Annotated in this window: 13 protein-coding genes and 1 pseudogene; 12 read left to right on the top strand and 2 right to left on the bottom strand. The window is 34.1% G+C overall.

What is annotated here, in order from left to right:
- Position 1 precedes the first annotated feature (1 nt).
- The 5 genes from D612_RS0101530 (at position 2) to D612_RS0101550 (ending at position 5,645) form a co-directional block, all read left to right on the top strand.
- Positions 2–2,242, top strand: a complete 2,241-nt coding sequence (locus D612_RS0101530; protein ID WP_017753711.1) for a tyrosine-type recombinase/integrase — start codon at positions 2–4, stop codon at positions 2,240–2,242.
- The gene (locus D612_RS0101535; protein ID WP_017753712.1) at positions 2,217–3,218 is read left to right on the top strand and encodes a helix-turn-helix domain-containing protein; all 1,002 of its coding nucleotides are present in this window, start codon (positions 2,217–2,219) and stop codon (positions 3,216–3,218) included. The genes D612_RS0101530 and D612_RS0101535 overlap by 26 nt, the downstream gene beginning before the upstream one ends.
- Positions 3,211–3,603 carry a hypothetical protein gene (locus D612_RS0101540; protein WP_017753713.1) on the top strand — a complete coding sequence of 131 codons (393 nt, stop codon included), beginning with the start codon at positions 3,211–3,213 and terminating at the stop codon, positions 3,601–3,603. The genes D612_RS0101535 and D612_RS0101540 overlap by 8 nt, the downstream gene beginning before the upstream one ends.
- A 161-nt stretch (positions 3,604–3,764) precedes the next feature.
- Positions 3,765–4,220: an IS200/IS605 family transposase gene (gene tnpA / locus D612_RS0101545; protein WP_017753714.1), complete on the top strand. Its 456-nt coding sequence runs from the start codon at positions 3,765–3,767 to the stop codon at positions 4,218–4,220.
- A gap of 177 nt (positions 4,221–4,397) precedes the next feature.
- Positions 4,398–5,645 carry a tyrosine-type recombinase/integrase gene (locus D612_RS0101550; protein WP_017753715.1) on the top strand — a complete coding sequence of 416 codons (1,248 nt, stop codon included), beginning with the start codon at positions 4,398–4,400 and terminating at the stop codon, positions 5,643–5,645.
- 480 nt (positions 5,646–6,125) lie between these two features.
- Here the strand turns inward: D612_RS0101550 and D612_RS0101555 are convergent, their stop codons facing one another.
- Positions 6,126–6,362 (bottom strand): helix-turn-helix domain-containing protein, encoded by a 237-nt coding sequence (locus D612_RS0101555; RefSeq protein ID WP_017753716.1) that lies wholly within the window; start codon positions 6,360–6,362, stop codon positions 6,126–6,128.
- A 128-nt stretch (positions 6,363–6,490) separates the two neighbouring features.
- Between D612_RS0101555 and D612_RS0101560 the strand changes: the two genes are divergently transcribed.
- On the top strand, positions 6,491–7,015 hold the full coding sequence (locus D612_RS0101560; RefSeq protein WP_017753717.1) for a hypothetical protein: 525 nt from the start codon (positions 6,491–6,493) through the stop codon (positions 7,013–7,015).
- Between the two features lie 425 nt (positions 7,016–7,440).
- Positions 7,441–7,896 (top strand): IS200/IS605 family transposase, encoded by a 456-nt coding sequence (gene tnpA, locus D612_RS0101565; RefSeq protein ID WP_017753714.1) that lies wholly within the window; start codon positions 7,441–7,443, stop codon positions 7,894–7,896.
- 961 nt (positions 7,897–8,857) lie between these two features.
- On the opposite strand, the pseudogene D612_RS17670 reads toward tnpA (D612_RS0101565), so the two are convergent.
- A pseudogene (locus tag D612_RS17670) lies at positions 8,858–10,080 on the bottom strand (IS110 family RNA-guided transposase).
- A 346-nt stretch (positions 10,081–10,426) separates the two neighbouring features.
- Here D612_RS17670 and D612_RS0101575 point away from each other — a divergent pair.
- The 5 genes from D612_RS0101575 to D612_RS0101595 all read left to right on the top strand — a co-directional run bounded on the left by D612_RS0101575 (position 10,427) and on the right by D612_RS0101595 (position 14,618).
- Positions 10,427–10,684, top strand: a complete 258-nt coding sequence (locus tag D612_RS0101575; protein WP_154649409.1) for a hypothetical protein — start codon at positions 10,427–10,429, stop codon at positions 10,682–10,684.
- A 31-nt stretch (positions 10,685–10,715) separates the two neighbouring features.
- Positions 10,716–11,750, top strand: a complete 1,035-nt coding sequence (locus tag D612_RS0101580; RefSeq protein ID WP_017753720.1) for an ABC transporter permease — start codon at positions 10,716–10,718, stop codon at positions 11,748–11,750.
- A 1-nt stretch (position 11,751) separates the two neighbouring features.
- On the top strand, positions 11,752–12,462 hold the full coding sequence (locus D612_RS0101585; RefSeq protein ID WP_017753721.1) for an ABC transporter ATP-binding protein: 711 nt from the start codon (positions 11,752–11,754) through the stop codon (positions 12,460–12,462).
- Between the two features lie 96 nt (positions 12,463–12,558).
- Positions 12,559–13,236, top strand: coding sequence for a response regulator transcription factor (locus D612_RS0101590; RefSeq protein WP_017753722.1), 678 nt, complete (start codon positions 12,559–12,561; stop codon positions 13,234–13,236).
- Complete coding sequence (locus D612_RS0101595) at positions 13,236–14,618, top strand: sensor histidine kinase (protein ID WP_017753723.1); 1,383 nt, start codon at positions 13,236–13,238, stop codon at positions 14,616–14,618. Before D612_RS0101590 ends, D612_RS0101595 begins: the two co-directional genes overlap by 1 nt.
- The last annotated feature ends 17 nt before the right edge of the window (positions 14,619–14,635 follow it).

The following is a 14,635-nucleotide window of genomic DNA, read 5'->3' on the forward strand; positions in this document are numbered from 1 at the left end:
AATGGGGAAGAATCTGTATGATCTAGCTATTGACCAAATAACAGAAAAATACAAGGAAGAACTAATGGATGAAGAGATAGCCGATGTTAATCCTCAATTTGAGGAAGACGAGAAATATGAAATGTCTGTTAATTTCTATAGCCTATCAGAAATCCCATTTGACAATATACAAGATTTTAAGGTTAGTAAACTAAGTACCTTTAAAGATATTATTTGGGATTGGAGGCAAGAAGGAAGCCCAATATATAAAGATATTTGCTTTTTTTCTTGGGACAAAGAAGTTTCAGAGGGTGTCTCACTGCTTGCAAATGAAAACAAGTACCTATGTCGATTGCTCAAAATGATAGCATTCTATTCCTTACCTCAAAATGCTTGTTTACAAAATGTAAAATCTTTTAATTCATCGAGAAACATTTTAGCGCAACTTATAACTTTAGGAAAGTTTCTTTATAAACATAGACTTTTTATTGATATTCAAGGCAACGGGTCTTTTACTAACGCTATTTATCTAAGACAAGAACACTTTATAGATTTTATCAAAAATGATTTGAATGGTCCTACAGCTGTCTATGACTTCGCTAAACAAGTTAAACATTGGGTGGGGCTATCTAAAAGCAAGTTAGTTCCATTGGATTATCGCCTGAATTTTGAACCATTCGATGTAGAAATGTATTCAAAACTGGGTAAAAATGCGGAAGATAATAAGGGCGAGTATTTACCTATTTCAATTGATACGCTTTCGGAATTAGTTCCTTATTGCATTGATAGTATTGAAAAAAAATCTATAGAAGTTCTGAAACTATACAGTGTCCTTTGGCCCATTATTGCCAGTAGGGATATTGCTAAAATCCAGTCCTTTGAATGGGGTAAAGCTATTTACAATTTGTTAAATATGGATTTGAAGATATTAGATCTTCAAAGCTATAAATTCACGGATTATAGACAAGTTACAATGAGCAAAGCCTTAAGTAACAAACTTAGATATGCCGTTAAGGATCACCCAGAGTGGCATGAGCAAAATCCAATTTACATTTCTAACGTTTGGACATTAAAGCTTAGTGAAGTTGTAATGATAGCTTTAGAGCTAGGGATCGAATTAGAGAGTCTAGATTTGGCTATTGTGTATGATGTATTTAAGATTAAGCTAGATGCTATGAAACTTGTAACAGAGTTAAGAAATTCATGCGTTGTCATTCTTTTTTTGGTTACTGGTATGCGAAATAGTGAAATGTATCTTCTTGAAGCCGGTGATTGTTGGCATGTTAAAGGGTCTCAGGATGATTTCCGAATAAGAATAACAGTTTCTAAAACATCCGAAGGTTCTACAGGTGATCCGGTAGTACTTCCAGTACCAGAAATAGCATATAAAGCGTTTAAATGCTTAGAGGCCTTAACAGTGGAGGCACGTGCATGGGGAAAATCAAATAAGCTGATGATTAGTACTGTTTCAAGATTTGGAACAGAGATTTGGGCACGAAGTATCTATCAGTTTCTTAAACGTTGGTGTGAAGATCTGGGAATAGAACACATACATCCTCATCAGTTTCGTAAAACAATTGCTATGTTTGCCATTTACCAAAATCCGAACAACATTAGTGTTATTAAGAGACTATTTTCTCACAAGAGTCTAGCAATGACGCTCTCATATATCGTAAAAATGCCTGGTATGGCTGAAGAAATCAAATTAGCTGTAATTGAACAAAATAAGGAGTTGCTAAGTGAATTACTTGAGGCTATAGACAAAAAATGTATTGGTGGTAAAGCAGGTATTAGGATTAATAGATTAGTAGATGAATCAACGATAATTAAGGCCAAATTGAATGATGACGGTTGGGAGGGCCTTGAACAGTATATTCAAATCCTACTACAGGATGGTTTAAATATTTTGCATCGGACATCTTTCGGTGCAATTTGTACAAATACTCATTCTGGATTAGTTCATTTAGGACCGGAATCTTGTAATTGCAATGTTACGGATTGTAATTGGACTGTTTTCACCGCCAATTCGATAGAAGACCTTGAAAATACTATCAAATTTCATGACAATTTTTTAAAAGATGATTTTTGTGGTGAGGATCAGAAGAGTTTTTCTCAAAAAACTATAAGGGATTGCGTTGAAAGGTTGTACGAATTAAAAGGAATTGATTATATAAAAAGGCGTTTTCCCGATCTTACCAGAGAAAATATCCAGATTTTGGAAGAGCGGGGGCATAACTATGGCAAACAAGATATTAAAGCATGATGAAGCACTTAAGTTAGTTTATTCCCTGATTGCCTCGTTACGAGATGGAGGAAAGGAAAAAATTACGATTACAGAGGTAGCTGAAATCTCTGAAGTTAGTCGTGCAACCATTTATTCGAAGCACCCAGATTGGGTTGAAGTACGTGATGTCATAAAAAACAATAAGCCCTCCAAACAGCTCAAACTTGCTTTGGCAAAAAATTATGAACAAACCAAGTGGCAAATAGAAGCTCAACGACTTGAAAATGAATTAAGAACTTGCCAGGAAAAGTTGGATTTCATAAGTGAACAGGCTGACAATGTATTCAAAAAACTTCTTGATGAACTTCATAAATATATGTACCTAGCCAAAAAAACGCCTGAACAAATTGAAAGAGAAACCAATACTCTTTTCGAGATAAAAGAACTGAAGGATCGTTGTGAATTCTATGAAACAGAGATTAAAAGACTAAAAATTGATTCAGGTCGTAATACCAAGATGGTTCCCTTTGTGAAAAAAGAAATAATTGACGTGTATACGGAAACTCAAAGAGGAAACATAAGTAATTTGGATTTACTTGAGTTAACGTACGAAGCCTTACTAAATTTTAATAGATTATTCTCTAAAAGTTATCCACCTACTATCGTTTACGTACTATGTGGAAATTTTGCAAGTGGTAAATCATCATGGATTGCAGATCACAAACCACAGAATGTGGGTTCTGTTGTGTACTTTGACGGAACAAATCATACTCAATCAATTAGAAGAATCATCTTGAGGTATATAAGAAACCTAAATTCAGATTGCAAGATTGTTTGTGTAAGAATTTTATGTGATACGAGAGAGTGTTTGGAAAGAAATATTAACGAGAGTAGAATTAGACTTAATACTACTATTCCTAAAGAATTAATAATTAAGTTTGCTGAGATATTTGAAGAGGTTACGGTTAAAGAAGGATTCGATGAAATTATCATCGGGGGATCACGTAATGTCTGAATCGGGACGGATTAAAGGAGCAAAAAACGTAAAGGCATTTGAGGAATTTATTAAGCTACATAATCAACAAGACGATTGGCTCAATTACCTTAACCCGAGTAAAGAAAAATTAAGAAGATCACATATATGGGAAGAGTGCGGCTTTAGTAAAAGTGCGTTGAGACAAAATCCATTACTAAAAGATATGTTAAAGAATCTTGAGCTTGAGTTATTGCAAAAAGGGGTGTTAAGAAATAAATCCTTGCAGCTGGAAGATATTAATTATCCTGACCAAATCGAGTTTGTTATGTCTTATGACGAAAAGTTAATGAAATTAAAAGATAGTATGGACATGGTTGATAAGATGATTGCTTTATACCAATTGGAATTGGAAAGATTAGATTGATCGATTTTATTATGGACTTCAGTCTGTTGAGCCTGAGTAAGGCGAAACATAAAACCACCCGCTATGCGGGTGGGCAGCAAATTGTTATACAAAAAAACTCACTTTCAGTCCTATAATAGAGATTGTTCAAGCCTCTAAAATAAGAAAGGAAAGTGAGTATTTTGGCAAATAAAGCGAATAATTTGGCACATACAAAATGGATGTGTAAGTACCATATCGTCTTCACTCCAAAGTATAGACGAAAAATAATTTACAATCAATATAGAAAGAGTATTGGAGAAATTTTAAGAACACTATGCAAATACAAGGGAGTAGAGATAATCGAAGGTCATTTAATGCCAGATCATGTGCATATGTTAGTGAGCATACCACCCAAGTTATCAGTTTCAAGTGTTATGGGATATTTAAAGGGGAAGAGCGCACTCATGATTTTTGACAAACATGCAAATTTAAAATATAAATTTGGAAACAGGCATTTTTGGGCTGAAGGATACTATGTAAGTACAGTAGGGTTAAACGAAGCTACAATAAAAAAATACATTCAAGATCAAGAAAAACATGATATAGCATTAGATAAATTAAGTGTAAAAGAATATACAGACCCTTTCAAAGGGTAGCCATGTAGTAAAAATAGCCCTTTAGGGGTGGCAAAAGTGGCAAAGGCAATAGAGGCTTGAATTCATATGAAAGCCAGCGCCTTTAGACGCTGGCCGGTAGTAAAGGCTTATAGCCTTAGTGCAAACCACCCTTTGGAAGGGTGGTTATGATTAATAATGTCTTTTGATAAGGCTTAAATGTTAAAAAAGGTAGTTGAAGTTAATATGCATCTGTTTAATACTGAAGGTTTGAAAAATACTGACGTATTTCCTAAAGACACTGTTCCAATCTTTTTAGATGAAAACTTTAGAGTTATAGAAGTCCCGAGTTATTGGGCAATTGCATTAGCGCAAAAAAGATCGAGAAGTATAGAAACTCTTAAGCAGTACACAACAGTTTTAGCAAGATTCCTTCAATGGCGAGATGATAAAGGGATCAAAGCAACGAATTGGCATTTGACAGATGAAGATGTAATAAACGCTTATATCGGCTATTTAATAAATAATAGAGACGTTAAAGGAAGACCAAGTAATAAAACTATTGAGGATTACATAGCTACATTGAGCTACTTTTTTAAATGGGCAGGAGAAAAAGGATATAAACATTATTGGAAAATGGATTTAAAGAAAGTAACTGTACAAATAAAGGGTAGCTCTGCAATGGTTAAAACTGAAAAACAAGTAGAAAAGCGAATACGTATAGGAAATGGTTCAACCATGCATGTTGATCGTGAGCAGGATAAGTTTATTCATAGAGAAAATATTCCTAGAATTATAGAATTGTTTGATGATGTTGTGTACGCCTTTATTGTGCTTTTTTTATGGAAAACAGCACTAAGACCTAAAGAGTTATTCCAGTTGCCGTATAAGGGTACAGGATTAAATGCCGGACTAAAACGTTATCGAGATGAAGAGTTATCAGATCTAAAAGAAATCCTGTTTCGGTTTGAATCAAAGGGAAAAGATAGAGACATCAAGTTCCCATCTGATGTTTGGGCAATTATATGTAGAAAATGGATGCCCGAACGGGTTATCCGTGCTGCAAAATACCAAGAAAGAAATGACGGTAAAATGCCACCAAATAATGCATTGTTTCTATCAGAGAACGGAACGATTGTTACACCCAAAATGCTTCGTGACAACTTTAACAAAATAGCCAAAAATCCTAAGTGTCCAGAGAAGAAAATAACTCCAAAAATGTTTAGACATGCTTTTGCAACATACTTTATTCTCGATAGATTAAAACAATATGAATTATTAGGCAAGGCTTATGTTTATAATGCCGTCATAGATGCGGAATTGCGTGAGTGGATGGGGCATGAGAATATTGAAACTACATATAAATACTATGTCCATTTGGTTAATCGTTATTTTCATAATGGCCTATTAGATGTTCTCGATGATCCTGTTAATAAAGAGATATTTGAAGCTTTTGGGAAAAAATAATGGGTTTAGCTGAGGGATGCATTTATAAGAATTTCATGATTGTTGCCTTAAAAGGAATAACATTATTCAAGTAAAGGTGTGAATGCTTTTATTATGGTGCAGAGATGCCTAACGAAGCAGTTAAACTTGTTTTTTGATTTGTTAGATTACAAAAAATAACAAGTATTGCAATAATCTATTGGTCAGAGTAAGCGGACAAATAGCTCCTGTTATTTAACTTTTGTAATAAAGAAAATAAGGCATTATTAATATTAATGAGGATGAGCTTTCATTTTTTTTAGAGGGGACACCTAGTGGAATAGTGATATTCAAACAGAGAACTAAAATGCTACTGAGGGATGAGGAATCAATTGAGCATTCACTAAAATGTAACAAGAAAATGAATGGTTGATATTGATGTTGTTGAAAACTATGAAAATTACATGGAGTTACCGACTAATTAAAATGCAGGAGCGCAACATTGTTATGATCTTTTTTTTGTTAACACTTGTCTTTTTCTAATACTAGTTCTACTTCTTTAATAAGTAAGTGTGGCTTCATTTTTAAGGTGGATGAAATTGAAAAAATACTATTAACTGTAGGTTTTCTTTTGCCTCGTTCCAATAAACTTATATACGTTCTATCAAGGCCAGATTCTAATGCTAATTTCTCTTGTGATAGGGATAGTTTCTCCCTATGATGCTTAATTATTACTCCAAAGGCCTCTTCGATTTTCATTATAATTTCCTCCATCTCTAAAGCAATTTTAGTGATTAGAAGGAAGAAGTCTACAGACTATAGTCTACAGAGGTTTTTTGTGTTATTATTCTTTTAATATGTGAAATTTCTCAGGAGGAAATTAGTAAATGGAGAAAATAGATGAATACAGACTTCCAATTCAACTTGCTACCTATTTTCAAGATAGTAAAAAAGTCAGTGAATTTCTTAACGAAAAGGTTTTAGAAGATATAGAAGAGTTATATACGATGTATAAATCGCTTTACCTTTTTGATGAAACCGAATTTAGTAAATATGCCATAAAGTGTGTTGAAAGGTGTAAGGATATTGATGGTTTCTATTATTATTTTAAAAAAGTTATTGATTCTAGTATTGAATTAAACTCTAAAGGGAACATGAAAAGTAACTCTGGTATAGATATTGATTATGTAGATAAAATCTTTAAAAAAGTATCCAACCTTTTTGTTAAAAACTTAGAGGAAATAAAGGATGGGTGGGGTATTTTAAATATAAAAAATACTTATACTTTGTTGGGAAAGCTAGAACTTATTTGTGAGTTAGTCGAAGATGAATTTTATTTAGATGTGTTAACAATGGGGAAGGTAATAATTGAAAGATATGAAGACAAAGGAAACGAAGATTATATGGGGTAACTCAATCTATTTGTAGAAAAAAATGCTTATTACGGTACCGACACGGTGCGTTTTTCGACAGCAGGTCATACAAGAATTTCAGTATATTATGATTTTTTCTATAATGGTCACCTTAGTTTCACTGATTTGGCTATCTATTTTCAAAGACAAAACAATAGCTCTTTCTATTTAGTTAACGAGGGGTGAATGCTTAACAAGGGCATTAGCTTCTTTCATTATAGAGTAATGCAAATAGAGTAGGCGCATGATTTTTCATGCGCCTACTCTATTATATTATGGACTTCAGTCTGTTGAGCCTGAATAAGGCGAAGCATAAAACCACCCGCTATGCGGGTGGGCAGCAAATTGTTATACAAAAAAACTCACTTTCAGTCCTATAATAGAGATTGTTCAAGCCTCTAAAATAAGAAAGGAAAGTGAGTATTTTGGCAAATAAAGCGAATAATTTGGCACATACAAAATGGATGTGTAAGTACCATATCGTCTTCACTCCAAAGTATAGACGAAAAATAATTTACAATCAATATAGAAAGAGTATTGGAGAAATTTTAAGAACACTATGCAAATACAAGGGAGTAGAGATAATCGAAGGTCATTTAATGCCAGATCATGTGCATATGTTAGTGAGCATACCACCCAAGTTATCAGTTTCAAGTGTTATGGGATATTTAAAGGGGAAGAGCGCACTCATGATTTTTGACAAACATGCAAATTTAAAATATAAATTTGGAAACAGGCATTTTTGGGCTGAAGGATACTATGTAAGTACAGTAGGGTTAAACGAAGCTACAATAAAAAAATACATTCAAGATCAAGAAAAACATGATATAGCATTAGATAAATTAAGTGTGAAAGAATATACAGACCCTTTCAAAGGGTAGCCATGTAGTAAAAATAGCCCTTTAGGGGTGGCAAAAGTGGCAAAGGCAATAGAGGCTTGAATTCATATGAAAGCCAGCGCCTTTAGACGCTGGCCGGTAGTAAAGGCTTATAGCCTTAGTGCAAACCACCCTTTGGAAGGGTGGTTATGATTTAATTTATGTTAAGTTATCTAATTGATTTTTAATAAGGGATACGTTTCATAGTAACTATAAATAATTCTAGGAATACAAGCTTTTTTGAGGTGAAATTAATTTGAACTATAAAGGGTATTAATGTCGTTACGTTTTACAGTAACTATAATTAGTTGCTCTTAAATGTAACGATAATAAACCAGCAATAGGTTATTGATCAACAAATTATTTTTCATTGTTTGTGTCAATGATATATAGGTAAAATTGCATAGCGAAGAGATTTACATATGGTAAAATAATAATTGTAAATAAACTGTAAACTATCCTGTTTGTAGAATTTCATTTTTAACAGAGTCATCTGAGATAGCCTATTATTATCCAGTTAACTTCAAAAAAACTCTATTTTTTAAAGGGCATTTGATTTAAAGGATTAATAGTTTATTGTTTTTGCTTATCTATAATATCTAAATATTGATAGTGTAAAGTGTCCGCATTTTGACGGGAATTGTGAGCGATATCGTAAATTCAGAGGTGAGGCGAACTTTTAAATAAAATGAAAGATTTGGAGAGTCTGCCAACCTTGCTAGTGAACAATATATGGCTATTGTTCACTATACAAAACCCTTTAAATTGGAAATTCAGTTCTAAATCAGCAGCCTGTTTTGGTAAAATGAACTTAAACTTTGTGAAAAGGTACACTTAAACTACCATGAAAATAACTTCGGGGATTCCGGAAAAAAGGCAATACTAAATAAGACGCAGCTCATTCATTTTTAAAAAAGGAGAGCGCCTGATCATTGAGGGTATGAGAAAGTATATATTTACTGGATTAAGAAGCTTCTGGTTCAGTTAATGTTACTGTGTAACCAAGACTTTCAAGTCTTTTTAATGAATGGCGTACGATTGCTTGTTGTCTTTGTTTATCAAAATAATCTTCTCCTAAGTCTACATACATTTCTTTGCATGTTAATAGATAATAAGCAATACGTAACATTGCGTGAGCGACAACAATGCCTGTTCGTTTTTTACCTTTTCGAGCAGCATTCTACGATAAAGAGCGCCAAGATAATTTTTAGATCCTCTTACGGAATGGGCTGCTTCAATTAAGGCGGACTTTAGGTATTTGTTACCTTTTCTTGTTTTGGACGATTTCCTTTTTCCTGCACTTTCATTATTACCGGGAACCAGACCTGCCCATGAACACATGTGAGGCGCACTTGGAAATTGTTCTTTTACATTTGTTCCAACTTCAGATAGTATTTGCTCTGCCATTAGAGTGGCGATACCCGGTATGGAGTCTAAACGTTCAACATCTTCTTGATATTCACTCACCCTTTTTGCAACTTCATGATCAAGCATTTCAATCTGTTCTTTTAAAAAGTCGATATGATTTAGAATTGTTTTAAGCATCATGCGTTGGTGTGGGCTTATGTAACCATATAATGCTAGTTCAAGTTCGTCTTTTTTCTTCTTTAATGTTCTACGAGCGAAGCTTGCGAGTTTTATAGAATCTTCTTCGCCATCTGCAATCGCTCGAAGCATTTCTAAAGATGAATCGCCTATTATTTCTGATACAACAGATCCCAGCTTGATGTTAGCCCCTTCTAAAACCTTTTGAATTCGATTTTGTTGTCTAGCTGATTCTTCGATGATACTACGACGATATCGAACTAGTTCTCGTAATTCTCGTTGAGTTCGGTCAGGAATAAAATTAGCTTTAAGTAATCCGTGACGAAGAAGTTTTGCAATCCATTCAGAGTCTTTAACATCAGTTTTTCGTCCCGGAACTGTTTTGATATGTTTGGCATTTACCACTAGAAATTCAATGTCCTCAGCTTCTAGTAAATTAACAATAGGTTTCCAATAAACACCAGTACTTTCCATTGCAACATGAGTGCAGCCATGTTGCTTAATCCAGTCAATTAACTGTAGTAGAAAAATAGTATTCGTTGAAAATGTTTGAATCTCCTTTCCTTCAGGTGTGACAACACATGCGGTGATGCTATCTTTATGAATGTCCATACCACATGCTCTTTCAATAATTACATCCATTGAAAAAACATCCTTTCTACGGTCAATATAATCAGAGGCTGGTGCAACAACCAGAATAGGATTAATCTACCATGTGTGCTTCCCGTAGGGGAGCGACAATTAGTGGTGCAACATGGTCGCAAGAGTCAGATTAACGGAAGGGCTCTAACGCACCATAGCTCACCGACCTTCCTCACCCAGCCGTATAATCAGTATCGACGGGACAATTCATTTTCATTCTTTGTGGTGAAGCACTGTTTTTGACGCTTCGTTAACTAGAGAAGAGGCAGCAGTATCAATAAATAAATTTGACAAGTACATCTTTGAAGAAGATTCAATTATAACAATGATACTAAAAGGGCAGCTATTGATTGAAAGTCAAGTTGAGTCTTTATTAAATACAGTACTATTCGAATCGTCAGTATTCGATTTTAGTAGAATGTATCTTCCTCAAAAATTAGATTTACTTGTAGCAATTGGAGTATTTTCGAAAAGTGATGTCACGTACAGAAAATCAAGTGAAATGCAAATTGGCCCTCAAGAATCCAAAACTGGTTCCACATCGATTTTACGTTTAAATGAAATGATTTGTTCATCTTTAGTTCATAAAAGAGGTATATTCTGAGGATGTCGAAAAGAGATTGGAGGAATTCATGATGAATCTTGCATTTAAAGAAATGAAAAAAAATAAAGTGAGATTTTTGATATTAGGTTCAATTGTTTTTCTCGTTAGTTTTCTTACTTTTATTATATCGGGTTTGGCAAATGGATTATCGCAAGACAATGCCGGATTAATTAGGGATCTACCAGAAGGGCAATTTTATATGACTGAAGCTGCGGAGGAAACTAATAATCTGTCAAAAATAGATAACAGTATCCAAAATGAAATAGTAAACAAACAAAAAGATGCTGTAGCATTCTCTGTTCAAATGGGTTTTCTAAATGGCAAGGATGATAAACAACAAAGTGTTGCCTTTGTTACATCAAGCTATTCAAAGTTATTTGAAAATGTGAAACACGATGAAATTATATTAGACAGCTCATTAATGGATAAAGGAATAAAAGTTGGAGATACCTTAACTAACGATCATTTTAGCGGCAAATTTATTGTAAAAGGCTTTGCTGATCATAAGAAATATAGTCATGTCCCAGTTGCTTATATCAATAAGGAGGACTACAAAGAAATCTACAGAGTTGAAGAAATGCAAGTAGTCTTTATCCCAGGAGGGGATTCCTCTCAAGCATTCACAGGGTTACAATCATTTTCAAAGCATGATTTTCTAAATACGATTTCAAGTTATAAAGCAGAACAAATGTCCCTTAATATGATTATTTGGTTTTTAGTTGCCATTAGTGGAATGTTATTTGCTATCTTTTTCTACATGATGAACATTCAAAAGATTGGTTTATATGGCATTTTAAAAGCAATTGGCGTAAAAACGGGTAAATTATTTAAAATGATGTGGACACAGATGATTTTTATTACAGTGATTTCTCTTGCAATGTCTATTGCTCTTAGTCAAGTTTTTAATATCATTGCACCCGAAGGAATGCCTTTTCAATTAACTGGTGAAACAACGGCTCAATTGTCTATAGTCTTTCTAGTGATTGGCTTTATTGGGGCCTCACTCTCAGGCATTCAAATTAAGAAGATTGAACCATTACAAGCAATACAACAAGGAGAGGTTTAATATGACAATATTTACAATTGATGAAGTTAGAAAATCATTTACAAATGGAGAGGTAAAAGAAGAAATATTAAAAGGAATTAATCTTTCCCTACAAGAAGGGGAAGTGACGGCATTGGTTGGCGCATCAGGGTCTGGTAAAAGTACTCTTCTAACAATAGCGGCAGGACTTCAGCCTGCATCAGACGGAAAGATCATATTCGATGATAAAAATATGGCTGACATGAGTTCAGAACAAATCCGAAAGGTACGGGCAAGTAAATTTGGTTTTGTCTTTCAATTCGCCCATCTTGTACCCTTTTTAACAGTGGAAGAACAACTAATGCTCATGCTAGATGTCTCTGAAACGAAATTTAAGAAACAGGAACAAAAAAGAGAAGTGAACAGAATTCTACAATTAGTTGCAATGGACCATCGTAAAAATGCTTATCCACCTTCATTGTCAGGTGGGGAGAAACAGAGAGTTGCGATTGCTCGTGCAATCATTCATAAGCCTAAAGTTCTTTTCGCTGATGAACCAACTGCAAGTCTTGATTCGAAAAGATCTAGAGATGTAATGGCATTAATCCGCGATTTAACCAAAACGCTAAACATTACTACCCTAATGGTTACACATGATGAAGAAATGCTCCCATACGCAGATCGTATAATCAAAATGAGCGATGGTCTAATTTCGCCGAATAAAGACTCAATTCTTGAGCTGCAAGGAGCTTAAGAATCCACCTAATTATAAGACAGCCCTGCCTTCTTGCGCCGGGCTATTTTTTTGTATACATTTTTAATAACAAGGTGATTGGTAGGGGATGACATTATGACGAATATTCTAATTGTTGATGACGATATCAACATAGTACAACTTGTATATATTCACTTAACTGAACAAGGTTATCATGTGTTCAAAGCAAATAATGGTATTGAGGCCTTAGAAACACTTAAAAAGGAAATGTGTGACCTCGCTATTGTAGACGTGATGATGCCTTATATGGATGGGTATGCTTTAACGAAAGAAATTAGAGCAAAATACGATATTCCGGTAATTCTTTTAACAGCCAAGAATCAAATTGAGGATAAGGAAAAGGGGTTTCAATCTGGAACGGATGATTATCTAGTTAAACCATTTGAACCAAAAGAATTAAGTTTTCGGATAAAGGCTTTGTTGCGGCGGTATGATGATCAATCAGACGAGTCTATTGTTCGTATGGGGAATATAACAATTAACAAAAAAAACTATGAAGTTCAAGTTGGAGACCGAACGATTCTTTTACCTTTAAAGGAATTCGAACTTCTGTATTTTCTTATGTCAAAACCAATGCAAGTGTTTTCGAGGGATCACCTTATTGAACAGATTTGGGGCTTAGATTATGAAGGAGACGAACGAACGGTAGATGTTCATGTGAAAAGATTAAGAGAGCGTTTTTCGAAATTAACGGATGATTTTCAAATTAAAACAGTACGAGGGGTTGGATATTCATTGGAGGCCAAGAAATAATGAAAACTCTTTACGTAAAATTCGTTGTCATTACGATTGGGATTATGGTTTTAAGCAGTGTCCTTGCTTTTATAATATCCAATACTTATTATCAGCAAAAGTTAAAACCATATAACGACCAAAAAATTACAAAGATTGCACAATCTATCGCTACATATACGAATGAGCACCCCAATGTCAATTTAAAAGAGTACTTAGAAAACATCTCTTCAATTGGATATCAAATTTACCTGATCGATCCTGTTGGAGAAGAAGTCTTTTTTGGCACACCATTCAGAGATAAAAATATTTCGGTTTCAATCAAAGAACTTGTATTGAACGGCAATATCTACCATGGCATTCTTCAATTTCCGCAAGAAACGTTTGTAACAGGATTTTTTGCAAATGAATTGAAGAACACAATTGGTGTCCCATTAATACATAACGGAAAAAGTTATGCCCTTTTCCTCAGACCGGATATTAAACTTCTTTTTAGTGAGATGCATTTTTTAATTGGGTGGATGATTGTAATTATGATTTTTTTGACCATTGTTTTGGTGCTTTTTAATACTAAGTATTTAGTAAAGCCAATTTCAAAATTAACAAGAGCCACGAAATCACTTTCTAATGGTGATTACAATGTCGAACTCGATATTACTCGTCACGACGAGTTAGGGGACCTTTCACATAGCTTTTTACGGATGGCAAGAAAATTGGAACAAATGGATGACATCAGAAAAGAGTTCATTTCTAACATTTCTCATGATATTCAGTCGCCTTTGTCCAATATAAAAGGTTATGTTGACCTATTAGAAAATGAATCAATCGGTTTAGAAGAAAGAGGTCAATACGTTTCCATCATTAATAATGAAATACAGAGGCTTTCAACGCTAACGAAACAACTATTACTTCTTGCCTCATTAGATCGCAATGATGATATTATGAAAAAAAGGACATTCAATGTTGGTCAGCAAATTAAAGAATTAGTACGAAATTATCAATGGCTGGTAAGTGAAAAAGGTATTATGTTGAGCTATTCCTTACTGGATACTGAAATCATCGGTGACCCATCTTTACTCAATACGGTATGGGATAACTTATTAACAAATGCGATTAAATATAACAAACCCGATGGAAGTATTGAAATATCAATTGAACAAAAAAGAGAATCGATGGTAGTAACCTTTAAAGATACGGGAATAGGATTAAATAGTACCGATATTGAAAGGATTTTCGACCGCTTTTATCGGGTAGATACCGCACGGACACGAACAATTGAGGGAACAGGCCTCGGGCTATCCATTGTTTGGACCATTGTCAAAATGCATGATGGTCATATTCATGTGAATAGTAAAGAAAAGGAAGGAACTACGTTTATTGTTGAGTTACCTTTAAATATATAATTTCTATTTAAATTTTA

This window comes from Calidifontibacillus oryziterrae, assembly GCF_000331575.1.
Lineage (GTDB): Bacteria > Bacillota > Bacilli > Bacillales > Bacillaceae_J > Calidifontibacillus_A > Calidifontibacillus_A oryziterrae.

Coding starts and splice junctions, on each gene's coding strand:
- D612_RS0101555 (WP_017753716.1), bottom strand. CDS start 6,362: ATGAAAATCGAAGAGGCCTTTGGAGTAATAATTAAGCATCATAGGGAG.
- D612_RS0101585 (WP_017753721.1), top strand. CDS start 11,752: ATGACAATATTTACAATTGATGAAGTTAGAAAATCATTTACAAATGGA.
- D612_RS0101540 (WP_017753713.1), top strand. CDS start 3,211: ATGTCTGAATCGGGACGGATTAAAGGAGCAAAAAACGTAAAGGCATTT.
- D612_RS0101530 (WP_017753711.1), top strand. CDS start 2: ATGGGGAAGAATCTGTATGATCTAGCTATTGACCAAATAACAGAAAAA.
- D612_RS0101590 (WP_017753722.1), top strand. CDS start 12,559: ATGACGAATATTCTAATTGTTGATGACGATATCAACATAGTACAACTT.
- D612_RS0101560 (WP_017753717.1), top strand. CDS start 6,491: ATGGAGAAAATAGATGAATACAGACTTCCAATTCAACTTGCTACCTAT.
- D612_RS0101595 (WP_017753723.1), top strand. CDS start 13,236: ATGAAAACTCTTTACGTAAAATTCGTTGTCATTACGATTGGGATTATG.
- D612_RS0101580 (WP_017753720.1), top strand. CDS start 10,716: ATGAATCTTGCATTTAAAGAAATGAAAAAAAATAAAGTGAGATTTTTG.
- D612_RS0101550 (WP_017753715.1), top strand. CDS start 4,398: ATGTTAAAAAAGGTAGTTGAAGTTAATATGCATCTGTTTAATACTGAA.
- D612_RS0101535 (WP_017753712.1), top strand. CDS start 2,217: ATGGCAAACAAGATATTAAAGCATGATGAAGCACTTAAGTTAGTTTAT.